The organism is Thiorhodococcus fuscus, assembly GCF_042682685.1.
Taxonomy (GTDB): domain Bacteria; phylum Pseudomonadota; class Gammaproteobacteria; order Chromatiales; family Chromatiaceae; genus Imhoffiella; species Imhoffiella fuscus.
In genome coordinates, this window is the sequence record NZ_JBHUHX010000029.1 from 1 (window position 1) to 20,642 (window position 20,642).

At 57.9% G+C, this 20,642-nt stretch carries 35 protein-coding genes and 1 tRNA gene; 34 read left to right on the forward strand and 2 right to left on the reverse strand.

Features of this window, described 5'->3' with window-relative positions; translation table 11 throughout:
* The 30 genes from ACFSJC_RS11750 to ACFSJC_RS11895 form a co-directional block, all read left to right on the forward strand.
* On the forward strand, nucleotides 1-453 hold a 453-nt coding region (locus tag ACFSJC_RS11750; protein ID WP_386026844.1), incomplete at its 5' end, for an EF-Tu C-terminal domain-related protein.
* Between the two features lie 4 nt (nucleotides 454-457).
* Nucleotides 458-769 carry a 30S ribosomal protein S10 gene (rpsJ, locus tag ACFSJC_RS11755; protein WP_007040450.1) on the forward strand — a complete coding sequence of 104 codons (312 nt, stop codon included), beginning with the start codon at nucleotides 458-460 and terminating at the stop codon, nucleotides 767-769.
* Nucleotides 770-779: 10 nt separating this feature from the next.
* Nucleotides 780-1,430: a 50S ribosomal protein L3 gene (gene rplC / locus ACFSJC_RS11760; protein WP_386026868.1), complete on the forward strand. Its 651-nt coding sequence runs from the start codon at nucleotides 780-782 to the stop codon at nucleotides 1,428-1,430.
* Nucleotides 1,431-1,436: 6 nt separating this feature from the next.
* A complete protein-coding gene (rplD, locus tag ACFSJC_RS11765) occupies nucleotides 1,437-2,048 on the forward strand; it encodes a 50S ribosomal protein L4 (RefSeq protein ID WP_386026870.1) in 612 nt (203 codons plus the stop codon).
* Nucleotides 2,045-2,344: a 50S ribosomal protein L23 gene (gene rplW, locus ACFSJC_RS11770; RefSeq protein ID WP_007040453.1), complete on the forward strand. Its 300-nt coding sequence runs from the start codon at nucleotides 2,045-2,047 to the stop codon at nucleotides 2,342-2,344. Before rplD ends, rplW begins: the two co-directional genes overlap by 4 nt.
* 32 nt (nucleotides 2,345-2,376) lie before the next feature.
* Nucleotides 2,377-3,204: a 50S ribosomal protein L2 gene (rplB, locus tag ACFSJC_RS11775; RefSeq protein ID WP_386026872.1), complete on the forward strand. Its 828-nt coding sequence runs from the start codon at nucleotides 2,377-2,379 to the stop codon at nucleotides 3,202-3,204.
* A 19-nt stretch (nucleotides 3,205-3,223) separates the two neighbouring features.
* Entirely contained in the window at nucleotides 3,224-3,502 is a 279-nt protein-coding gene (gene rpsS / locus ACFSJC_RS11780; RefSeq protein ID WP_007040455.1) for a 30S ribosomal protein S19, read from the forward strand.
* Between the two features lie 13 nt (nucleotides 3,503-3,515).
* The gene (rplV, locus tag ACFSJC_RS11785; protein WP_007040456.1) at nucleotides 3,516-3,848 is read left to right on the forward strand and encodes a 50S ribosomal protein L22; all 333 of its coding nucleotides are present in this window, start codon (nucleotides 3,516-3,518) and stop codon (nucleotides 3,846-3,848) included.
* A gap of 19 nt (nucleotides 3,849-3,867) precedes the next feature.
* Nucleotides 3,868-4,545, forward strand: a complete 678-nt coding sequence (rpsC, locus tag ACFSJC_RS11790; protein WP_007040457.1) for a 30S ribosomal protein S3 — start codon at nucleotides 3,868-3,870, stop codon at nucleotides 4,543-4,545.
* A gap of 3 nt (nucleotides 4,546-4,548) precedes the next feature.
* A complete protein-coding gene (rplP, locus tag ACFSJC_RS11795) occupies nucleotides 4,549-4,962 on the forward strand; it encodes a 50S ribosomal protein L16 (protein WP_386026874.1) in 414 nt (137 codons plus the stop codon).
* On the forward strand, nucleotides 4,962-5,162 hold the full coding sequence (gene rpmC, locus ACFSJC_RS11800; RefSeq protein ID WP_007040459.1) for a 50S ribosomal protein L29: 201 nt from the start codon (nucleotides 4,962-4,964) through the stop codon (nucleotides 5,160-5,162). The genes rplP and rpmC overlap by 1 nt, the downstream gene beginning before the upstream one ends.
* Nucleotides 5,159-5,419, forward strand: a complete 261-nt coding sequence (rpsQ, locus tag ACFSJC_RS11805; protein WP_386026876.1) for a 30S ribosomal protein S17 — start codon at nucleotides 5,159-5,161, stop codon at nucleotides 5,417-5,419. Before rpmC ends, rpsQ begins: the two co-directional genes overlap by 4 nt.
* Before the next feature lie 104 nt (nucleotides 5,420-5,523).
* Nucleotides 5,524-5,892, forward strand: a complete 369-nt coding sequence (gene rplN, locus ACFSJC_RS11810) for a 50S ribosomal protein L14 (protein WP_007040461.1) — start codon at nucleotides 5,524-5,526, stop codon at nucleotides 5,890-5,892.
* A 13-nt stretch (nucleotides 5,893-5,905) separates the two neighbouring features.
* The gene (rplX, locus tag ACFSJC_RS11815) at nucleotides 5,906-6,223 is read left to right on the forward strand and encodes a 50S ribosomal protein L24 (protein WP_386026878.1); all 318 of its coding nucleotides are present in this window, start codon (nucleotides 5,906-5,908) and stop codon (nucleotides 6,221-6,223) included.
* 14 nt (nucleotides 6,224-6,237) lie between these two features.
* Entirely contained in the window at nucleotides 6,238-6,777 is a 540-nt protein-coding gene (gene rplE / locus ACFSJC_RS11820) for a 50S ribosomal protein L5 (RefSeq protein ID WP_386026881.1), read from the forward strand.
* Nucleotides 6,778-6,800: 23 nt separating this feature from the next.
* A complete protein-coding gene (rpsN, locus tag ACFSJC_RS11825) occupies nucleotides 6,801-7,106 on the forward strand; it encodes a 30S ribosomal protein S14 (protein WP_386026883.1) in 306 nt (101 codons plus the stop codon).
* An 89-nt stretch (nucleotides 7,107-7,195) separates the two neighbouring features.
* Complete coding sequence (rpsH, locus tag ACFSJC_RS11830) at nucleotides 7,196-7,591, forward strand: 30S ribosomal protein S8 (protein WP_007040465.1); 396 nt, start codon at nucleotides 7,196-7,198, stop codon at nucleotides 7,589-7,591.
* An 11-nt stretch (nucleotides 7,592-7,602) separates the two neighbouring features.
* On the forward strand, nucleotides 7,603-8,136 hold the full coding sequence (rplF, locus tag ACFSJC_RS11835) for a 50S ribosomal protein L6 (protein ID WP_386026885.1): 534 nt from the start codon (nucleotides 7,603-7,605) through the stop codon (nucleotides 8,134-8,136).
* A gap of 12 nt (nucleotides 8,137-8,148) precedes the next feature.
* Nucleotides 8,149-8,505 carry a 50S ribosomal protein L18 gene (rplR, locus tag ACFSJC_RS11840; protein WP_386026887.1) on the forward strand — a complete coding sequence of 119 codons (357 nt, stop codon included), beginning with the start codon at nucleotides 8,149-8,151 and terminating at the stop codon, nucleotides 8,503-8,505.
* Nucleotides 8,506-8,515: 10 nt separating this feature from the next.
* A complete protein-coding gene (gene rpsE, locus ACFSJC_RS11845) occupies nucleotides 8,516-9,022 on the forward strand; it encodes a 30S ribosomal protein S5 (protein WP_007040468.1) in 507 nt (168 codons plus the stop codon).
* A gap of 3 nt (nucleotides 9,023-9,025) precedes the next feature.
* A complete protein-coding gene (gene rpmD, locus ACFSJC_RS11850; protein ID WP_007040469.1) occupies nucleotides 9,026-9,214 on the forward strand; it encodes a 50S ribosomal protein L30 in 189 nt (62 codons plus the stop codon).
* Between the two features lie 5 nt (nucleotides 9,215-9,219).
* Nucleotides 9,220-9,654, forward strand: a complete 435-nt coding sequence (gene rplO, locus ACFSJC_RS11855; protein ID WP_386026890.1) for a 50S ribosomal protein L15 — start codon at nucleotides 9,220-9,222, stop codon at nucleotides 9,652-9,654.
* Between the two features lie 19 nt (nucleotides 9,655-9,673).
* The gene (gene secY, locus ACFSJC_RS11860; protein WP_386026893.1) at nucleotides 9,674-11,026 is read left to right on the forward strand and encodes a preprotein translocase subunit SecY; all 1,353 of its coding nucleotides are present in this window, start codon (nucleotides 9,674-9,676) and stop codon (nucleotides 11,024-11,026) included.
* A gap of 45 nt (nucleotides 11,027-11,071) precedes the next feature.
* Complete coding sequence (gene rpmJ / locus ACFSJC_RS11865; RefSeq protein ID WP_081763579.1) at nucleotides 11,072-11,185, forward strand: 50S ribosomal protein L36; 114 nt, start codon at nucleotides 11,072-11,074, stop codon at nucleotides 11,183-11,185.
* An 85-nt stretch (nucleotides 11,186-11,270) separates the two neighbouring features.
* A complete protein-coding gene (gene rpsM, locus ACFSJC_RS11870; RefSeq protein ID WP_007040472.1) occupies nucleotides 11,271-11,627 on the forward strand; it encodes a 30S ribosomal protein S13 in 357 nt (118 codons plus the stop codon).
* Nucleotides 11,628-11,663: 36 nt separating this feature from the next.
* Complete coding sequence (gene rpsK / locus ACFSJC_RS11875) at nucleotides 11,664-12,053, forward strand: 30S ribosomal protein S11 (protein WP_007040473.1); 390 nt, start codon at nucleotides 11,664-11,666, stop codon at nucleotides 12,051-12,053.
* Between the two features lie 26 nt (nucleotides 12,054-12,079).
* The gene (gene rpsD, locus ACFSJC_RS11880) at nucleotides 12,080-12,700 is read left to right on the forward strand and encodes a 30S ribosomal protein S4 (RefSeq protein ID WP_386026896.1); all 621 of its coding nucleotides are present in this window, start codon (nucleotides 12,080-12,082) and stop codon (nucleotides 12,698-12,700) included.
* Nucleotides 12,701-12,723: 23 nt separating this feature from the next.
* Nucleotides 12,724-13,734 carry a DNA-directed RNA polymerase subunit alpha gene (locus ACFSJC_RS11885; RefSeq protein ID WP_386026898.1) on the forward strand — a complete coding sequence of 337 codons (1,011 nt, stop codon included), beginning with the start codon at nucleotides 12,724-12,726 and terminating at the stop codon, nucleotides 13,732-13,734.
* 78 nt (nucleotides 13,735-13,812) lie between these two features.
* A complete protein-coding gene (gene rplQ, locus ACFSJC_RS11890) occupies nucleotides 13,813-14,205 on the forward strand; it encodes a 50S ribosomal protein L17 (protein WP_386026900.1) in 393 nt (130 codons plus the stop codon).
* Nucleotides 14,206-14,323: 118 nt separating this feature from the next.
* Nucleotides 14,324-15,076, forward strand: a complete 753-nt coding sequence (locus tag ACFSJC_RS11895; protein ID WP_386026902.1) for an SAM hydrolase/SAM-dependent halogenase family protein — start codon at nucleotides 14,324-14,326, stop codon at nucleotides 15,074-15,076.
* A gap of 280 nt (nucleotides 15,077-15,356) precedes the next feature.
* Here the strand turns inward: ACFSJC_RS11895 and ACFSJC_RS11900 are convergent, their stop codons facing one another.
* Both ACFSJC_RS11900 and ACFSJC_RS11905 read right to left on the reverse strand, forming a co-directional pair.
* Nucleotides 15,357-16,712 carry a DEAD/DEAH box helicase gene (locus ACFSJC_RS11900; protein WP_386026905.1) on the reverse strand — a complete coding sequence of 452 codons (1,356 nt, stop codon included), beginning with the start codon at nucleotides 16,710-16,712 and terminating at the stop codon, nucleotides 15,357-15,359.
* A gap of 181 nt (nucleotides 16,713-16,893) precedes the next feature.
* Nucleotides 16,894-16,966 (reverse strand) — tRNA-Thr (locus ACFSJC_RS11905).
* 413 nt (nucleotides 16,967-17,379) lie between these two features.
* Here ACFSJC_RS11905 and ACFSJC_RS11910 point away from each other — a divergent pair.
* From ACFSJC_RS11910 to ACFSJC_RS11925, 4 genes are all read left to right on the forward strand, one after another.
* A complete protein-coding gene (locus ACFSJC_RS11910; protein WP_386026907.1) occupies nucleotides 17,380-17,574 on the forward strand; it encodes an SH3 domain-containing protein in 195 nt (64 codons plus the stop codon).
* Nucleotides 17,575-17,583: 9 nt separating this feature from the next.
* On the forward strand, nucleotides 17,584-17,805 hold the full coding sequence (locus ACFSJC_RS11915; RefSeq protein WP_386026910.1) for a hypothetical protein: 222 nt from the start codon (nucleotides 17,584-17,586) through the stop codon (nucleotides 17,803-17,805).
* Between the two features lie 260 nt (nucleotides 17,806-18,065).
* A complete protein-coding gene (locus tag ACFSJC_RS11920; protein WP_386026912.1) occupies nucleotides 18,066-19,733 on the forward strand; it encodes an RNA-directed DNA polymerase in 1,668 nt (555 codons plus the stop codon).
* Nucleotides 19,726-20,595, forward strand: a complete 870-nt coding sequence (locus ACFSJC_RS11925; protein WP_386026915.1) for a hypothetical protein — start codon at nucleotides 19,726-19,728, stop codon at nucleotides 20,593-20,595. The genes ACFSJC_RS11920 and ACFSJC_RS11925 overlap by 8 nt, the downstream gene beginning before the upstream one ends.
* The last annotated feature ends 47 nt before the right edge of the window (nucleotides 20,596-20,642 follow it).

The window sequence follows — 20,642 nt, forward strand, 5'->3', positions numbered from 1 at the left end:
ATCGTTGGTATCAAAGACACCGTCAAGACCACCTGCACCGGCGTCGAGATGTTCCGCAAGCTGCTCGATCAAGGTCAGGCCGGCGACAACATCGGTGCGCTGCTGCGTGGCACCAAGCGTGAGGACGTCGAGCGCGGTCAGGTGTTGGCCAAGCCGGGTTCCATCACCCCGCACACCCACTTCGAAGCCGAAGTGTACGTGCTGAGCAAGGAAGAGGGCGGTCGTCACACGCCCTTCTTCAACGGCTACCGTCCGCAGTTCTACTTCCGGACCACCGACGTCACCGGCGCCTGCGATCTGCCGGAAGGGATCGAGATGGTCATGCCTGGCGATAACGTCAAGATGACGGTCAAGCTGATCGCGCCGATCGCGATGGAAGAAGGTTTGCGCTTTGCGGTACGTGAAGGTGGCCGTACCGTCGGTGCCGGCGTCGTCTCCAAGATCATCGAGTAAGGACATGACGAACCAGAGAATTCGTATTCGATTGAAGGCATTCGATCATCGTCTGATCGATCAGTCCGCCCGCGAGATCGTGGATACCGCCAAGCGCACCGGCGCTCAGGTGCGTGGTCCGGTCCCGCTGCCCTCGAAGAAGGAGCGTTTCACCGTTCTGGTGTCGCCGCACGTCAACAAGGACGCGCGCGATCAGTACGAGCTGCGGACCCACAAGCGCCTGATGGATATCGTCGACCCGACCGACAAGACGGTCGACGCGCTGATGAAACTGGATCTGGCCGCCGGTGTCGACGTCCAGATCAAGCTGAGCTGAGGACGATACGATGACGATTGGAGTTATCGGCCGCAAAGCCGGCATGACGCGCCTCTTCACCGAGACCGGCGAGAGCGTTCCGGTCACCGTGATCGAGGTGACGCCGAATCACATCAGCCAGGTGAAGTCCGCCGAGACCGATGGCTATTGCGCTATTCAGGTGGCATTCGGTACGCGTCGCGCCTCTCGGGTGACCAAGCCGATGGCGGGTCACTACGCCAAGGCCGGCGTCGAAGCCGGCGAGGTGTTGAAGGAATTTCGTCTTGAAGGCGAGGAAGGTGCGGATCTGCAGGTCGGGCAGGAGATTTCGGTCTCCATCTTCGAGCCTGGCCAGAAGGTCGACGTGCGTGGCGTGACCAAAGGTCGCGGTTTCGCCGGCGTCATTCGCCGTCACCACTTTGCCGGACAGGATCGGACCCATGGTAACTCGCTGTCGCACCGTGCGCCGGGTTCCATCGGTCAGAACCAGACCCCGGGTCGCGTCTGGAAGGGTAAGAAGATGGCTGGTCACCTGGGTGCGGCCAATCGTTGTCAGCAGAACCTCGAGGTAGTGCGGGTCGATACCGACCGTAACCTGCTGCTGGTCCGTGGCGGTGTGCCGGGACCGACCGGCGGGCGATTGATCGTGCTGCCGTCCGTGAAGCAAAAGAACAAGGGCTAAGCACTCATGGAACTCGCCATTCGAAACCACACTGGCTCGGCCAGTGTGCAGGTTTCAGACGCCGTGTTCGGCGTCGAATACAAACCAGGTTTGGTTCATCAGGTCGTGGTCGCCTATCTCGCGGGTGCGCGCGCTGGAACCAAGGCTCAGAAGAATCGTTCTGCCGTCTCGGGTGGCGGTGCCAAGCCGTGGCGTCAAAAGGGAACAGGACGTGCGCGTGCCGGTACGTCGCGTAGCCCGATCTGGCGTTCCGGTGGTGTCACCTTCGCTGCCCAGCCGCGCGATTACTCTCAGAAGGTGAACCGCAAGATGTATCGTGGCGCCGTGCGCTCGATCATCTCCGAGCTGGTCCGTGCCGAGCGCCTGATCGTTGCGCCGGAGTTGGCGCTCGAAGCGCCCAAGACCAAGGAATTGCTCGCGCTGTTGAAGACCTACGATGTTCGGGATGTGCTCATCCTGACCGACGGCTTCGATGACAAGCTCTTCCTGGCTGCGCGCAATCTTCCGAATGTCGATGTCATGTCGGCTCAGGAAGTGGATCCGGTCAGCATGGTGACCTTTGATTCCGTACTCGCAACCGAGGCGGCCATCAAGAAGCTTGAGGAGCGACTGGCATGAGCAGCAATGAGCGTCTGATGAAGGTGCTGGTTGCGCCAATCATCTCAGAGAAGTCCTCGCGTCTGGCGGAAACCGCTGGGCAGGTGGCCTTCCGCGTCACGACCGATGCGACCAAGCAGGAAGTGGCGAGTGCCGTTGAGCTGCTCTTCGAGGTTCAGGTCGATACCGTCCAGATCCTCAATGTGAAGGGTAAGCAAAAGCGCCACGGGCAGCGCCTGGGCAAGCGGCAGGACTGGCGCAAGGCGTATGTGCGCTTGAAGGCCGGTCAAGACATCGACTTCGGCGGCGGCGCGTGAGCGCGGCGGCGGACAGCAACGGATAGACCAAGATGCCAATCGTAAAGACTAAACCGACGTCTGCCGGGCGCCGCTTTGTCGTCAAAGTGACGACTCCGGACCTGCACAAGGGTGCGCCTTATGCACCCTTGATCGAGAAGAAAAGCAAGCACGGCGGCCGTAATAACCAGGGACGCATTTCCGTGCGCCATCAGGGCGGTGGCCACAAGCAGCGTTACCGCATTATCGATTTCAAGCGCAACAAAGAGGGCGTTCCGGCGACCGTCGAGCGCTTGGAATACGATCCGAATCGCTCCGCGCATATTGCGCTACTCAAGTATGCCGATGGTGACCGCGCCTATATCATCGCTCCGAAGGGGCTGAAGGCGGGTGACACCGTGCAGGCGGGTGAAGCCGCGCCGATCTCTGTCGGCAATTGCATGCCGCTGCGCAATATTCCGGTCGGTACTCAGGTGCATTGCATCGAGATGCGTCCCGGTAAGGGCGCGCAGATGGTGCGTTCCGCCGGTGCCTCTGCCCAGCTCGTCGCGCGCGACACTGGGACCGCGACCCTGCGTCTGCGCTCGGGCGAGATGCGCAAGGTGCACGCCGACTGCCGCGCCGTTATCGGCGAGGTCGGCAACGCCGAGCATAGCCTGCGCAAGCTGGGCAAGGCCGGTGCGACCCGTTGGCGTGGTGTGCGTCCGACCGTCCGCGGTGTCGTGATGAACCCGGTCGATCACCCGCATGGTGGTGGCGAAGGCCGCACCTCCGGTGGTCGTCATCCGGTCACTCCTTGGGGCGTACCGACCAAGGGTCATAAGACGCGCAAGAACAAGCGGACCGACAGCATGATCGTGCGTCGTCGCGGTCGCAAGTAAATAAGGCGAGGTTGAGCAAGTGCCACGTTCGATTCGAAAAGGACCCTTTGTGGACCACCACCTGGTCAAAAAGGTGGAAGAGGCGGTCGCCCAAAACAGTAAGCGTCCGATCAAGACCTGGTCGCGTCGGTCCATGATCCTGCCTGAGATGGTTGGTCTGACCATTGCAGTCCACAACGGACGTCAGCACGTGCCAGTGCTCGTCAATGAAAACATGATCGGCCATAAGCTCGGCGAATTCGCGATGACCCGCACCTATCGCGGTCACGCTGCCGATAAAAAGGCCAAGAAGCGCTAGTCGGAGATCGGGGATGCAAGCCGAAGCAACATTGAAATACGCCCGCATCTCGGCCCAAAAGGCACGACTGGTGGCGGATCTGATTCGTGGCCGTCATGTCGAAGAGGCCCTGAATACACTCACGTTCAGCACCAAGAAGGGCGCCGAGATCATCAAGCAGGTCCTGGAGTCCGCTATTGCCAATGCCGAGCACAACGCTGGTGCGGATATTGACGAGCTCAAGGTCGCGGCCATTCAGGTCAACGAAGGCCCGACCATGAAGCGAATCCATGCGCGCGCCAAGGGCCGTGCCAATCGCATCATGAAGCGCACCAGTCACATTACGTTGACTGTGGCAGAAGGCTAAGGTAGCCCAGGAGACCAGCATGGGACAAAAAGTTCATCCGAATGGTATCCGGCTTGGCATCGTCAAAGACTGGACGTCCAAGTGGTATGCCAATTCGAAAGATTATGCGGATCTGCTCAACACCGACCTGCAAGTGCGCGATTTCCTTCGTAAGGAACTCGCCAAGGCATCGGTGAGCCGTATCCAAATCAATCGTCCGGCCAAGAATGCCCATATCACCATCCATACCGCCCGTCCGGGCGTGGTGATCGGCAAGAAGGGCGAGGACATCGACAAGCTGCGCACCAAGGTGTCGGCGATGATGGGCATCCCGGTGCATATCAGCATCGAGGAAATCCGCAAGCCGGAACTGGATGCGCAGCTCGTCGCAGAGGGCATCGCCCAGCAGCTCGAACGTCGCATCATGTTCCGTCGCGCGATGAAGCGCTCTATCCAGAACACCATGCGTTTGGGTGCCGAGGGTATCAAGGTCAACGTCGCCGGACGTCTTAACGGTGCCGAGATCGCGCGCAGCGAGTGGGCGCGTGAAGGTCGTGTGCCGTTGCATACTCTGCGCGCGGACATTGACTACGGATTCGCCGAGGCCAAGACGACCTACGGGATTCTGGGTGTCAAGGTCTGGATCTTCAAAGGCGAGGTTTTCGGCGAGCAGCTTCCCGAAGAACCGGCGCCGAAAGCGGCCGGAAAGAAGGGTTAAGACATGCTGCAACCGAAACGTACCAAGTTCCGAAAGCAACACAAGGGACGCAATCGCGGTCTGGCTCAGAGCGGAAACCGCGTGAGCTTCGGCGAATTCGGTCTCAAGGCGACCGGGCGTGGACGTCTGACCGCACGCCAAATCGAGGCAGCGCGTCGTGCTATTACCCGTAGCGTCAAGCGTGGCGGTAAGCTGTGGATTCGCGTCTTCCCCGACAAGCCCATCTCGAAGAAGCCTCTCGAAGTGCGTATGGGTAAGGGCAAGGGTAACGTAGAATACTGGGTTGCTCTTATTCAGCCGGGCCGTATGCTCTACGAGATCGAAGGTGTCAGCGAAGAACTCGCCCGTGAGGCCTTCAAGCTGGCTGCGGCCAAACTGCCGGTGCAGACCACCTTTGAAAAGCGGACGATTCTCTGATGAAGGCGAACGAACTTAGAAACAGCAGTGTCGAGGATCTGCAGAAGCAGATGATGGATCTGCTTCGCGAGCAGTTCAATCTGCGCATGCAGCGGGGCACCGGGCAGTTGTCCAAGCCCTCTCAGATGAAGGCCGTGCGCCGGGATATCGCCCGGATCAAGACGGTGATGGCTGAAATGACGGCGGGCGGGAAATCATGAGCGACGAGAACAACACCAATCGCACACTGGAAGGTCGCGTGACCAGCAGCGCCATGGACAAGACCGTGACCGTGCTGATCGAGCGCCGCGTCAAGCACCCGCTCTACGGTAAGTTCCTGCGTCGGTCCACCAAGATCCATGCGCACGACGAGTCCAATGCGTGTGGTGAAGGCGATCTCGTCCGGGTCGAGCAGTGCCGTCCGCTGTCCAAGACGAAGACCTGGCGCCTACTTGAAATCATCGAGAAGGCACGCTGAGCGCCTAGGCGTCGCGCGCATCAGGCACACGCCCGACCTCGCGACCACTCGCAGAGCAGCCGGAATCAACCCCCGGATCAGCAACAAGCTTTAGGTATAAGACAATGATTCAGATGCAGACGAATCTCAGCGTCGCTGACAATAGCGGCGCCAAGAGCGTGATGTGCATCAAGGTGCTCGGCGGGTCGCATCGGCGCTACGCGGGCATCGGTGATGTCATCAAGGTCTCCGTCAAGGATGCCATTCCGCGCGGTAAGGTCAAGAAAGGCGACGTCTACAACGCTGTCGTGGTTCGCACCCGTAAGGGCGTGCGTCGCCCCGACGGCTCCTTGATTCGCTTCGACGGCAACGCCGCCGTTTTGCTGAACAACCAGCTTCAGCCGATCGGTACCCGTATCTTCGGACCCGTGACCCGCGAACTTCGCGGCGAGCGCTTCATGAAGATCATTTCTCTGGCGCCGGAAGTGCTGTAAGGGAGTCGACGTCATGCAGAAGATCAAAAAAGGCGACGACGTCATCGTTATCGCTGGGAAAGACAAGGGCAAGCGCGGCACCGTGCTGCGGGTGGTCGATGAGAACAAGCTTCTCGTCGAGAACATCAACATCGCTCGCAAGCACAAAAAAGCCAATCCTCAGGTCGGCGAGCCGGGTGGAATCGTCGATCAGGCGATGCCAATTCATGTGTCCAACGTGGCGCTCTACAACCCCCAGAAGGGTGCAGGCGATCGGGTTGGCTTCAAGATCCTGGAAGACGGTCGCAAGGTTCGCGTGTTCAAATCGAACAGCGAAGTCGTCGACGTCTGACCGAAGGAAGCGAAATGTCCAGATTACAGACAGAGTATCAAGAGCGCATCGTTGGGCAGCTCAAGGAGCGCTTCAGCTATAAGAGCGTCATGCAGGTGCCGCGCATCGAGAAGATCACGCTCAATATGGGTGTGGGCGAGGCCGTCGCCGATAAGAAGGTGATGGATCATGCCGTCGCCGACATGCGCGCCATCGCCGGTCAGCAGCCGATCGTGACCTATGCCCGCAAGTCCGTCGCCGGCTTCAAGATCCGCGAAGGCTGGCCGATCGGCTGCAAGGTGACCCTGCGTCGCGAGCGGATGTACGAGTTCCTCGATCGTTTGATCAGCGTCTCGATCCCGCGTATCCGCGACTTCCGCGGTCTGAGTGCCAAGGCGTTCGACGGTCGCGGCAATTATTCGATGGGCGTGCGTGAGCAGATCATGTTCCCGGAGATCGATTACGACAAGATCGATGCCTTGCGTGGACTGGATATCACCATCACGACCTCGGCGCGTACGGACGAAGAAGGGCGGGCACTGCTCGAGGCCTTCAACTTCCCGTTCCGCACTTAATAGCACGGACCTGAGACAGCACTATGGCGAAGAAGAGCATGATTGCGCGCGACCGTAAGCGCACCCAGACCGCAGCCCGGTTGAGCGCGAAGCGTGCGGCCCTGAAGGCTGTGATCAATGATCGTAGCGCTAGCCCGGAGCAGATCGACGAGGCCGTGCAGAAGCTGCAGAGATTGCCGCGTGATGCGAGTCCTTCGCGTCAGCAGCGTCGTTGCCGCGTCAGCGGGCGTCCGCACGCCGTCTATCGCAAGTTCGGGTTGTCGCGTATCAAATTGCGTGAAGCCGTGATGCGCGGGGATGTCCCCGGCGTCGTCAAGGCGAGCTGGTAAGCACGCCCTTTTGGGCCGGCCTTCGGGATCGGCCCGATTACATCAGCGGGTATCGCGTCGCAAAGGCGGACTGACCCAGGAGAAGCACAATGAGTATGTCTGATCCGATTGCGGATATGCTGACACGCATCCGCAACGGCCAGCAGCGCGGTAAAATCACCATCGTGATGCCGTCCTCCAAGCAGAAGGTCGCGATCGCGAACCTGCTCAAGGAAGAAGGTTATATCGCCGACGCCACGGTCGAGGCCAATGGTGCCAAGCCTGAACTGGTCATCAAGCTGAAGTACTATCGTGGCAAGCCGGTCATCGAGGTGCTGAAGCGCGTCTCCCGCCCCGGTCTTCGCATCTACCGCAATAAGAACGAGCTGCCCAATGTTTGGGCCGGTCTCGGTATTGCGATCGTCTCCACCTCGAAAGGTCTGATGACCGACCGCGCGGCCCGTCAAGCTGGCCACGGCGGTGAAATCATCGCCTACGTCGCGTAAGGGAGGCGAAGATGTCACGAGTTGCAAAGGCACCGATTGCGTTGCCAAAGGGCGTCACCGTCGAGATCGCTGGTCAGGACGTCACCGTCAAGGGGCCTAAGGGCACTCTGGGCTGGACCGTTCATTCGACCGTTGCCGTCTGCCAGGATGAGGGTGCGATCAAGGTCGCTCCCGCCGAGGGCAGCGATAACGCTTGGGCGATGGCTGGCACCACCCGTGCGCTGCTCAACAACATGGTTGTGGGTTGCGGTACCGGTTTCAGCCGTAAGCTGAATCTGGTCGGCGTTGGTTACCGTGCGCAGGCCAAGGGCAATGTGCTCAACCTGAATCTGGGCTTCTCCCATCCGATCGACTATCCGATGCCCGAGGGCATCACGATCGAGACCCCGAGCCAGACCGAAATCGTCGTTTCCGGCGCCGACAAGCAGCGGGTCGGTCAGGTCGCCTCGGAGATCCGGGGATTCCGTCCTCCGGAGCCTTACAAGGGCAAGGGTGTTCGTTACGCGGACGAAAACGTCCTGCGTAAGGAAGCCAAGAAGAAATAAGGGGTCTCACCAATGGATAAGAAACAGGCACGCCTGCGCCGCGCCACGCGCGCACGCGCCAAGATCCGGGAACTCGGTGTTTACCGTCTGTGCGTTCATCGCACGCCCCGGCATACCTATGCCCAGATCATCGCTCCGACGGGTGACAAGGTCGTGGCTAGCGCCTCCACGCTGGACAAGGATCTGCGTCAGGCAATCGAGGGCAATAAGGCGAACGTCTCGGCTGCTACCGTCATCGGTAAGGCAATCGCGGAGCGTGCGCTCGCCGCTGGAGTGGATTCCGTCGCGTTCGACCGTTCCGGCTTCCGTTATCACGGCCGTCTCAAGGCGCTGGCTGATGCCGCGCGCGAGACCGGTCTGAAATTCTGAGGGCTCGATCATGGCGAACTTCAATCCAAAAGCGGAAGGCGACGAGCTTCTCGAAAAGCTGGTCCAGGTCAATCGTGTTGCCAAGGTAGTCAAGGGCGGCCGTCAGTTCGGCTTCGCGGCCCTGACCGTCGTCGGCGATGGCAAAGGGCGCGTTGGCTTCGGTCGCGGTAAGGCGCGTGAGGTGCCGATTGCGATCCAGAAGGCAATGGAAAGCGCACGTAAGAACATGATCGATGTCAAGCTGAATGGCACCACCCTGCAGTATCCGCTGCAAGGTCGCCACGGCGCGGCCAAGGTCTTCATGCAGCCGGCCTCTGACGGTACCGGAATCATCGCAGGCGGTGCCATGCGTGCCGTGTTCGAGGTTCTGGGCGTGCAGAACGTGCTTGCCAAGTGTATCGGCACCAACAACCCGATCAATGTCGTGCGCGCGACCGTCAACGGTCTGCGGGCGATGAACGATCCTGAGACCGTTGCGGCCAAGCGTGGCAAGACGGTCGACGAGATTCTGGGGTAACCAATGTCCGACAAGAAGATGATGAAGGTGAAGCTGGTGCGTAGCGCCAACGGTCGCCTCGAAAAGCATCAGGCTTGCGTGCGCGGGCTCGGTCTGCGCCGGATGCACCAGGTGGTCGAGGTCGAGGATACGCCCTGTACGCGCGGCATGGTCAATGCCGTCTACTACATGGTCAAGGTCGTGGAGGACTGAAGACGATGAGACTCAATGATCTTCATCCAGACGCAGGCAGCCGCCCTTCGGCTAAGCGCGTTGGTCGTGGTATCGGCAGCGGCCTGGGCAAGACCTGCGGACGCGGCCACAAGGGCCAGAAGTCGCGTAACGGCGGTTTCCACAAGGTCGGTTTCGAAGGCGGTCAGATGCCGCTGCAGCGTCGTTTGCCGAAGGTGGGCTTTCGCTCGCGCAAGGCGCTCTCGCGTGCAGAGGTTCGTCTGTCTGAGCTGAACGCGGTCGCCGGCGATACCGTCGATCTCGAAAGCCTGAAGGCAGCCGGAATCCTGAGTCGCGGCATCAAGACGGCCAAGATCATCGCTTCCGGCGAAGTAGCGCGTGCGCTGACGATCCGTGGTCTCGCTGTGACCAAGGGCGCGCGTTCCGCTATCGAATCGGTCGGCGGAAAGATCGAAGACTAATCAGAAAGGCGCGAATCGGATGGCTAAAAACGTCGGATCCATGGGGAAAGCGCTCGGTGGGATGGGGCAGCTGACAGAGTTGCGGCAGCGCTTGCTGTTCCTGCTTGGGGCCTTGCTGGTCTACCGGATCGGTACCTTCATCCCGGTCCCCGGGGTGAATCCAGAGGCGCTGGCCATCCTGTTCGACCAAAATCAAGGCTCCATCCTGGGCATGTTCAACATGTTCTCGGGTGGTGCTCTGAAGCGGGCGAGTCTATTCGCGCTCGGCGTCATGCCGTACATCTCGGCTTCGATCATCGTGCAGCTGATGACCTCCGTGGTGCCTCAGCTGGAGCAGTTGAAGAAGGAAGGGGAGTCGGGTCGGCGCAAGATCACCCAGTACACGCGTTACGGTACCGTGTTCTTGGCGACCTTCCAGGCGGTCGGAATCGCGATGGCCCTGCAAAGCCAGACGGCCGGCGGTTCGGCCCTGGTCAGCCATGCCGGCGTGGGCTTCGTCTTCACGGCGACCGTGACGTTGGTGACCGGGACCATGTTCCTCATGTGGCTCGGCGAGCAGATTACCGAGCGAGGGATCGGCAACGGCATCTCGATGATCATCTTCTCGGGTATCGTCGCGGGGCTTCCGGCCGCGCTGGGCGGCACCCTGGAGCTGGCCCGCACCGGCGAGATGAACTCGCTCGCGGTGCTGGCGCTTTTCGCCATGGCGTTGGCGGTGACGGCGTTCGTCGTCTTCGTCGAGCGTGGACAGCGGCGGATCACGGTGAACTATGCCCGTCGTCAGCAGGGGCGTCGGATGATGCAGGCTCAGAGCACGCATCTTCCGCTGAAGCTCAACATGGCCGGCGTCATTCCGCCGATCTTCGCGTCGAGCATCATCCTGTTCCCGGGCACGCTCGGTCAGTGGTTCGGTAGTAGCGAGAATTACCGCTGGATCGCCGATATCACCTCCAAGCTGGCACCGGGCGAGCCGATTTACGTCATTCTCTATTCGGCTGCGATCATCTTCTTCTGCTTTTTCTACACCGCGCTGGTGTTCAACGCGAAGGAGACGGCGGACAACCTCAAGCGTTCCGGGGCCTTCATTCCGGGCATCCGTCCGGGTGAGCAGACGGCGCGCTACATCGACGGTGTCATGACCCGGCTGACCGCAGCTGGTGCCATCTACATCACGGCGGTGTGTTTGCTGCCGGAGTTTTTGATCGTTGGTTACAACGTGCCCTTCTACTTTGGGGGCACCTCGCTGTTGATCGTGGTCGTCGTGGTTATGGACTTCATGGCGCAGGTTCAGGCCCATTTGATGTCGCATCAATACGAAGGCCTGATGAAAAAGGCCAACCTGAAGTCGCCGGGCGCCGGCATGTTGCGCTAGGTCCATCTTCAAGCGCTGGGGCGCTCGAGTCTTAAGGAGACAACAATGAAAGTGCGTGCATCAGTTAAGAAATTGTGCAGAAACTGCAGAATCATCCGTCGCAATGGGGCAGTGCGGGTCATCTGTACCGATCCTCGCCACAAGCAGCGCCAGGGTTGATCCGTTCTTTGGTTGACCTAGGCCAACCGTTTGATATACTACGCGGTTTACCCGCTGAGCATTTAGGACAAAGGGGTTCGTAAATATGGCCCGTATCGCCGGCGTCAATATCCCGGATAAGAAACACGCCGTGATCGCGTTGACCGCGATTTATGGCATTGGTCGCACCCGTGCGGGTCTGATTTGCGATTCAGCGGGTATTCCGCGTGACACGAAAGTCCAGACCCTAACGGAAGAAGAGGTCGACAAGCTGCGCAACGAGGTGGCGAAGTATGCCGTCGAAGGTGATCTGCGCCGCGAAGTGTCGATGAACATCAAGCGCTTGATGGATCTCGGTTGCTATCGTGGCATCCGTCATCGTCGTGGGTTGCCGCTGCGCGGTCAGCGGACTCGCACCAACGCCCGGACCCGTAAGGGCCCGCGTCGTCCGATCAAGCGCTAAGCGTGCACGCCAAGCAGATGAGCTGGATTACTTCGAATGGCTAAACCGATTCGCAACACGAAAAAGAAGATTAAGAAGCAGGTGGCGGACGGAGTCGCCCACGTCCACGCTTCTTTCAACAATACCATCATCACCATTACCGACCGGCAGGGTAATGCCCTGGCTTGGGCGACCTCTGGTGGTTCCGGTTTCCGGGGCTCGCGTAAGAGCACGCCGTTCGCCGCGCAGGTCGCAGCGGACAAGGCTGGCCAGATCGCCAAGGAGTACGGGCTGCGCAACCTGGATGTCAACGTCAAGGGGCCGGGGCCGGGTCGTGAATCCGCTGTGCGTGCGCTGAACAACGCCGGATTCAAGATCACAAGCATCACTGACGTGACGCCGATCCCCCATAACGGCTGCCGTCCGCCCAAAAAGCGGCGCGTCTGACGTCTGACAGTTCAACAGGAAGAGACATGGCACGTTACACAGGCCCAACCTGCAAGCTGGCACGGCGCGAAGGGACCGATCTTTCGCTCAAGAGTCGTGCGCGCTCAATCGATACCAAGTGCAATATGGAGAAGCAGCCGGGGCAGACGACCGATCGTCGCCGCCGCCTCTCCGATTACGGCGGTCAGCTGCGCGAGAAGCAGAAAGTGCGCCGCATCTACGGTGTGCTGGAAAAACAGTTCCGCAACTACTACAAGAAGGCTGCTCAAGCGAAGGGCGCGACGGGTGAAAACCTGCTGCAGCTCTTGGAGCGTCGTCTCGATAACGTCGTCTATCGGATGGGCTTCGGCGCCACCCGTGCCGAGGCGCGTCAGCTGGTGAGCCACAAGGGCATCCTGGTTAACGGTCGTGTCGTGAACATCCCTTCCTATCAGGTCGCCATGGAAGACCACGTCGAGGTCCGTGAGCCGGCCAAGAAGCAGGTGCGTGTTCAAAACGCAATGGCTCTGGCCGAGCAGTACGGTTTCCCGGACTGGGTCGAGGTCGACACCAAGGGTCTGAAGGGTGTGTTCAAGCGCATCCCAGATCGTTCCGATCTTCCAGCAGACATCAACGAATCGCTGATCGTCGAGCTGTACTCCAAGTAAGGGAGCTTTCTGAGAGGCACAGAATGACTGACGCTATTGGCGAATTTCTAAAACCGCGTATCGTAAAGGTCGAGCTGGTCAACGACAGTTCGAGTCACGCCAAAGTCTCGCTGGAACCACTCGAACGCGGTTTCGGGCACACGCTTGGGAACGCGCTCCGGCGGATTTTGCTGTCTTCGATGGACGGTTGCGCCGTAACGGAAGTCGAGATTCAGGGCGTTCTCCACGAATACACCACCCTTGAGGGTGTCCAGGAGGATGTGCTTGAGATTCTTCTGAATCTCAAGCAGCTGGCCATTACCCTGAAAGGCAAGGACGAGGCGACCTTCACGCTGAGCAAGCGTGGTCCGGGACCCGTGACGGCGGCCGATATCGCCATCGATCATACGGCCGAGATCGCCAACCCGGATCTGATCATCGCCAACCTGACCGAAGGCGAGCTGAGCATGACGCTGACGGTGCGTCGCGGTATCGGTTACGAGCCGGCGACGCAGCGCGAGCTGGAGTCCGGCGACGACCGTCCGATCGGCAAGTTGCCGATCGATGCTTCCTTCAGCCCGGTGCGCCGGGTTGCGATCGAGGTGCAGTCGGCTCGCGTCGAGCAGCGTACCGACCTCGACCGTTTGGTGATCGATCTGGAGACCAACGGTACCATCGATCCCAAGGAAGCGATTCAGCGCTCGGCGACCATTCTGCGTGATCAGCTGTCGAGCTTCGTCGCGCTGGAGGGAACCGGTCCTGCGGAGAATCAGGTGCTGGAGGCGCGTGACGAGTCGCCTTACGACCCGATCCTGCTGCGTCCGGTGGACGATCTCGAGCTGACCGTGCGCTCGGCGAATTGTCTGAAGGCTGAGAACATCTATCTGATCGGCGATTTGATCCAGCGGACCGAGGTCGAGCTGTTGAAAACTCCGAATCTCGGCAAGAAATCTCTGACCGAGATCAAGGACGTGCTGGCGACCCGCGGTCTTTCGCTTGGCATGCGCCTGGAGAACTGGCCTCCAGAGAACATCGCCGAGCTTAGCATTCGATAACGGCCTATGCGGACCTTGCTGTCCGCAGCCGTCATCTCATGAATACGATCGATTTAACGAACATTCGGGATCAGGACCATGCGTCACCGCAAAGCCGGAAGGCAACTCAACCGTAACAGCTCGCATCGCGAAGCCTTGTTTCGCAACATGACCTCTTCGCTGATTCATCACGAGCTGATCAAGACTACCCTGCCGAAGGCCAAGGAGCTGCGTCGCGTCGCCGAGCCCCTGATCACCCTGGCGAAAGAGGACTCCGTCCACGCGCGTCGTCTGGCCTTCGCCCGTCTGCGTGACAAGGACGCCGTTGGCAAGCTGTTCGTCGAGCTCGGGCCGCGTTATCAGACACGTCCGGGTGGCTATCTGCGCATCCTCAAGTGCGGTTATCGCGCCAGCGATGCGGCACCGATGGCCTACGTCGAGCTGGTCGACCGCCCCGCCGTGTCCTCGGCGGTCGAGGTCGATGAGGATTGAGATGACCCTTGCCGGTCGTCGATACAAAAAACCGGGCGTATGCCCGGTTTTTTGTTGGCGCGCCCAAAACTCCGGGCGTGTCGCTTCGTCTTTCCCATTCTGATTCGAGGTGTCGCCCGTGCCCCCGGCCCAGATCGCGCGCATTCTATTGGTGACCGATTTCGGTCCTGGGATCTATGTCGGTCAGATGCGCGCGGTCTTGACGGCGTTGGCGTCGGATCTGCCCGTGATCGATCTGGTGCAGGACCTTCCTCCGTTTCGTCCAGATCTCGCGGGTCGTCTCCTGTCGGGGCTCGTGCGCGACATCCCTGCGGAAAGCCTCTTGATCTGCGTCGTGGATCCAGGGGTCGGCGGCGAGCGTGCGCTTCTGGCGGCCCAGATCGACGGCAACTGGTTTATCGCCCCCGATAATGGCCTATTGGTGCCGCTGGTTCGGCAATCGAAGAGCGTGTCGCTGTGGCGGATCGGTTGGCGACCCGAACGCCTCTCGTCCAGCTTCCATGGGCGCGATTGGTTCGTGCCCGCTGCGGTTCGTCTCGCCCATTCCGAAGATCTGGCGCTGACGCCGCTGCTTCCTGAGTCGTTGGTCGGCGCGGATCGGCCATCCGAGTGTGGCTGCGTGCTCTATGTGGATCATTTCGGTAACCTCATGACGGGCTTGAGCGTGCCGAAGAGGGTTCCATTGCCTGTGTTGATGGTCGGGGCGTGGCGTCTGCCGTTCGCGCGGACCTTCTGTGAGGTGGATCCTGGTCAACCCTTCTGGTATGAAAACGCGCTGGGTTTGGTCGAGATCGCGGTCAATCAGGGGCGGGCCGATCATCTGCTCGGGTTGGCTGCGGGGGACGAGGTCGGGCCTTTTATCCCCGATTGAAATCGGATAGAAGTGCCGGCTTGAGGCGCGGTTTCTCGGCCCTTGCGGCCATGTTGGATATATCGCCAAGTCGGATGCTCAGGCCGATCTCGATGAGATCCAGCGGACCACGGGCAAGGCCGAGCGCGATTGCCTCGGTGCGTTCGCGGCCAAGACGGGGTTGCGTCTCCAGGTCGTCCGATCGCCATCGCTTCCTCGGGGTGCCCCCGTGGGGCGATCTCCACAAACCAGGCATTCCCGTCGATGCGGCGCGTGCGCGCGCCGCATCTTTCGAACTGTCTTATTCCTGTGTCGGCTTGCGCTTGGTGAGCGGTGCGTGTCCTGCCTCGACGGCGGTGCCCGAGGGCTTGCGGCGATTGCCGATGTTCTTACGGTCGCGCAGTCGGTTCTTGACCTTGGATGCGTCCTTTTTGTTCGCCGAGGCCAGCTTCTTGCGGGCAGCGGGCGAGGGCTTTTTGGCGCTCTTGGTCTGGCCGGAGAATTTCGCCTTGAGTCCCTCGATGATCCGTGGCTCGAAGGTAAGGTTGAGATAGCGTGAAATGCTCTCCATCCGGTTCCACTCGGGCGGGCTCACCAGTGAGATGGCGACCCCGCATTCTCCCGCCCGTCCGGTGCGACCGGTTCGATGCAGATAGTCGTCTCCGCTGCGCGGCAGATCGAAATTGATGACCCGCTGAATCCCCTGGACGTCGAGTCCGCGTGCGGCCAGGTCGGTCGCGATCAGAATCTTGACCCGTCCGCTATGCACCAGGCCCATGACGCGATTGCGCTCGCGCTGCTCTAGCTCGCCGTGAAGCGCGGCGACGCGCAGTTGGCGCCCCATCATGGCATTGGTCAGCGCGATCGCACTGTCGCGCGTATTGGTGAAGACCACGGCCTTGTCGAACGTTTCCTGTTCCAGTAGCCAGCTCAGTTGCTCCTGTTTGTGACTCAGGTCGTCGCTCAGAATCACCTGGTGTTTGATGTCCGGGTGCTGCTCTCGCACCGGGTTGATCACCAAAACCTGCGGCTCGCGCAGGAAGGAATCGGTCAGTCGGCTCAGCCCCTTGTGGTGCAGTGTCGCCGAGAACAGCATGGACTGACGCTCTGGGTTGCTGCTGCGGATGATCGCGAGCACATCCTCGGCGAATCCCATGTCGAGCATGCGATCGGCCTCGTCCAGGATCAGGATCTCCAGATCGCTCAGATCGGCCTCGCCGGTTTCGAGGAACTCCAGCAATCGACCGGGAGTCGCCACCAGGATTTCCGGGTTCTTGCGCAAGTCCGAGATCTGGTGGCCCTTCGAGTCGCCGCCCGTGATGACCTCTGCCCGCAGCCGGGTATAGCTGCCAAGGCGCATGAAATGGGTGTGGATCTGTCTGGCCAACTCACGGGTCGGAACCAGAATCAGGGCGCGCGTGCCTCCTTCATGGACTGGCGTGTCGATCATGCGCTGCATGATCGGCAGCAGGAACGCGGCCGTCTTGCCGGATCCCGTCGCGGCCGAAACCAGCAGGTCCATGCCGTCCATCGCCAGCGGGATGACCTGCGTCTGCACCGGCGTCGGGGTGTCGTAGCCCGCGCTGGCTAGGCCGCGCATGAGTGCGTCGGGCAGGAGAAATTCGGAAAAGTTGTCAGTGGGGGCGTCTGCGTTCATGGGCGGCATACCTCGAATGGCTGGATGACCCGTGCGCTGGATTTGGCTATGCGGGGAGTGGAATCGCCCGCTCGCGGGCAGAAACTCTGCGCGAGACCAGCGGCTTGATCGGATCGTCGACGAAGGTGGAGGAGGCGAGCGGAATGCGCTATTGGTCCGTTGCGGACACTGCTGGAGGCGATGGGGCTGATGAGCGGATTCGAACCGCTGGCCCACGCATTACGAACGCGTGTCTCCTGCCCTTAGGCCCAAGCATTTCAGGCGATTCCACCTGTTAGGTGACACTACAGGCGAAACTGCATTGCACACGTTTTTGTAATGTACCACGCGGCCAGCATCAGTTCACGCGCAGAATAAATTCCGTACAGCGAACACGTATTAATCGTCGGCCGGCCAGAGCCTTGGTGCGATAGTCCTCGCTCCAGACAGTTTTGAGACATTGGTAGACCATGCGATGCGGAGCGAGGATCCTTCTTTCTCAAGCAAGTTTGCATCGTGCTCTGAAGCCTTCGAGTTCCTCACTCAGCACCTATTGCAAATGGCTCCAGCCGTTTCGAGCTGGCCCTATCGCTTCCTCTCGCGCTCTTGATTCTGGATAGAACCTTTCTCTTCATCGACCTGTCGGGATGTGGCTTGGCCCAGCCGACTTGGCCACGGGATCGATCCCTTGTCCCTCCTACAGCGTCACGTTCAGGGTGACTGGGGCGATCTCACGACCGAGGACTTCGAGGCGAACCGTCTGGCGCTCAGAGAGGGTTTCCGACTTCTGTCGAGCTACCGGATATCTGACGGGGTCAAGGTCTGGATCATCACGGAAGCAGACCGTTCGGTCACGACGGTGCTGTTGCCAGAAGACTATTAGGAGCGCCTCATGGCGAGATCGTCCTACCGCTCACCTGTCGATGCCGAGATCGCTGCCTTCGTGGCCCGACTGGACGCCGACTTGCGGGAGTATTTCGAAGAACGCGCGGCCATCGCCGAATTCGATGGCGGTCTGAGTCGCTCAGAAGCCGAGCGTCAGGCATATGATCTGACCCGGGATCTGTTGCAGCGTCGACATCCCAGGGATGACGCCGTCGATCCTTGGGCCTGATGGTCCGTCGACCGTGCGAGCCCGACCGGAAATCGACCGGAACGGGTTCGTACGGTCGACCTCGACCAAGCGACCCTGACGTCCATGCGCTTGAAGGGCGCGACAGGGAGGTGGTCATTTTTTTATCAGAAGGGTGAAGGTTGACGGACTGAAGGTACGTCGGGCTGGACGTTGGTATAATCACCTCAGCGCATGCTAACGGTTACTTTTCCGGCTCTAGTTATCGGTAGCCTCTTCTACATATAGAAGAGATAAAGGTAGTGCCACCTCACCCATTGAGTTCAACATCCACTGAAATGCTTTCATTCCCTATTGATGCAAAGGCAGTTCTTTCGCACATGCGCCAGGATATGCGAGACGATTGGTTCCCTGACGCAATTGAATACAAAGATCTCTTCGCCAACATTAATGACATACTTGGCATTATTGAAAAAATTCTACTTGAGGGTAATGGCCGATACGAAGGGATCCAGAGAACTCTTTGCGACATACCTAAAAAGGGTCTTGGCATTAGATATTCATTAGAAACAGATTTTTTTGACCGATTTATTTACCAATCCATTTGCACGTACCTAATCCCATATTTTGACCCACTTCTTTCTCCACGTGTTCTTAGTCATAGATATAACAGAAAGCGTAAAAAAGAAAAATATTTAGTCAAACCGCGAATCGAACAATGGCGAACTTTTGAGGGTATTACCTATACAGCTATTACCGGAAACCAAACACTCCTAGCCACGGATCTGATCAACTGCTTCGAAAATATTACTGTCGATATTATTCGGAAAAATTTTGAGTCACTTATTCCATATATTTCTGCGAGCGGCCTCGAAAAACTAAGAATACGCAACGCGATCAACACTCTCTGTGAGTTGCTTTGCAGCTGGGGATACAGCGACAAGCATGGATTACCCCAAAACCGCGACCCTTCGTCCTTCATTGCGAATATTGTTCTCAATACCATTGATCATCGCATGGTAGAGTTAGGTTACGATTACTATAGATACGTAGATGACATACGAATAATTTGCCCTGACAAGGTAAATGCTCGCCGTGCTCTTAACGACTTAATCGGTGAGCTACGCACTGTAGGAATGAATATTAATTCAAGCAAAACCCGAATTCTCACTTCGAAAAATTCACAGGATGAACTTTCTGAATTTTTCCCATCAACCGACGACCGAAGCATAGCCATTGATAACATGTGGCGATCCAGAAGCCGACGTGTTATTTCCAGGTCTGCAAAGTATCTAGCGGAAATATTAAAAGAATGCGTAGCCCGACAGGAAACACAGTCACGACAATTTCGATTTGCAGTCAACCGATTAGTTAAGCTCGTTGACTCAAACATATTTGATGTCCAATCGACCCTTGCATCTGAACTCCTTACTCTGATGATCGATAGTCTTGAAGAGCATCCTGCGTCAACTGATTATTACTGCCGACTAATTAACTCTTTATCGCCTTCAGATGAATATCTCTCAGAGATCTCACGTTTTCTGTGTAATGATGAAACGGCCATTCATCCTTGGCAAAACTATCATCTTTGGTTAACTCTTGCACGCCACAATTATAAAAATGAGGAGTTAATTAGTTCCTCAGAGCATCGACTAAAGACCAAACCCCAAAGCACTGAGGCATCAGCAATTTTCATTTGCCTCGCCTGTGTAGATGAATGCAAACGCCTTATACCCGTGGTACCCCTCTTTGACGCGTCATGGCCCTATCAAAATCAGCGGTTCTTCCTACTTTCAACGCTTAATCTCGAACGCCAATCTCTTGCCCCTATAATCGATAAATTGGGCATCAAACTACGACATACTGGAAATAGGGCAACACCTCACCTTAACGCTGAAAGACGTCCTATTGCAGATCGAGAAACGCCCTCTCTTCTAGATCTATATGATGAAATAAGCGCTTATGATTAGTGACCACGAGATAGTATTTCTATACCAAAAAGACTATGCAGAAACCGGTCTTGACAAGTATTTCATTATTACTCAAAGCGGTTTTTCTGAAGTAACTGCTGAACAAATTGTAGCCGAGGAAAAACTTATAATTTGCCATGATTATTGGCTAATAGCGCCAACACTATTTCACAAAACAGGGAAGCTTCCTCCTTATGTCGTAGACGTTGATGAGTTTCAAGTCATAATCTCAGGATCAAAACAAGAACGCAGGCTAAGAGACAGGAAAGATATTTCCAAGCGCCCCAATTTTCCCGAGATAGAACAGCAACTCTGCCGTGACTATTTCGAAATTTTCTACAGGCCCTCTTTATTCGATTCGAGCACTTACCAAAATTTTGGAATTGCTTTATATAACTGCTGGTGCAACCTTAAGCTATCAGCAACAGAGAAGGGAGAGCTAGAGCGATATCAAACCATTGAGCAGCCTGTATCTCGCTACTTAATGGCTTCAGTGGCCAAAGGCATTTCTATTGACACTGACCGTCTTCGTGAACACAAACGCATGCTAGAACACGATTTTTACATAGCATTAAAAAATTTTTCTTCATGCTACAACCTCCCTTTAGAAGTGCCTGATGACCAGGATGTTATTGACTACCTTGAGCCACTCGGATTTGACTTTAGTGGGGTTGATGTTGATTACGTTCTCAACTTTGTTCCAATGACTAATTCATTCGCTTCCGATTTGCTGCATTTAAGAAAATTAGAGCGATCTCGCAATATTCTCACCGCTTTACCCCTCAGCAAAGAACGCATCTTCCCACTAGCTGATGTATTTGGGTCAATTACATCGCGCATTTATTGTCCGAAGCAGGGTTAAAACCACCGCCTTTAGGCGGTCAGATTTATCTTTGAAGCCTTTTGCAA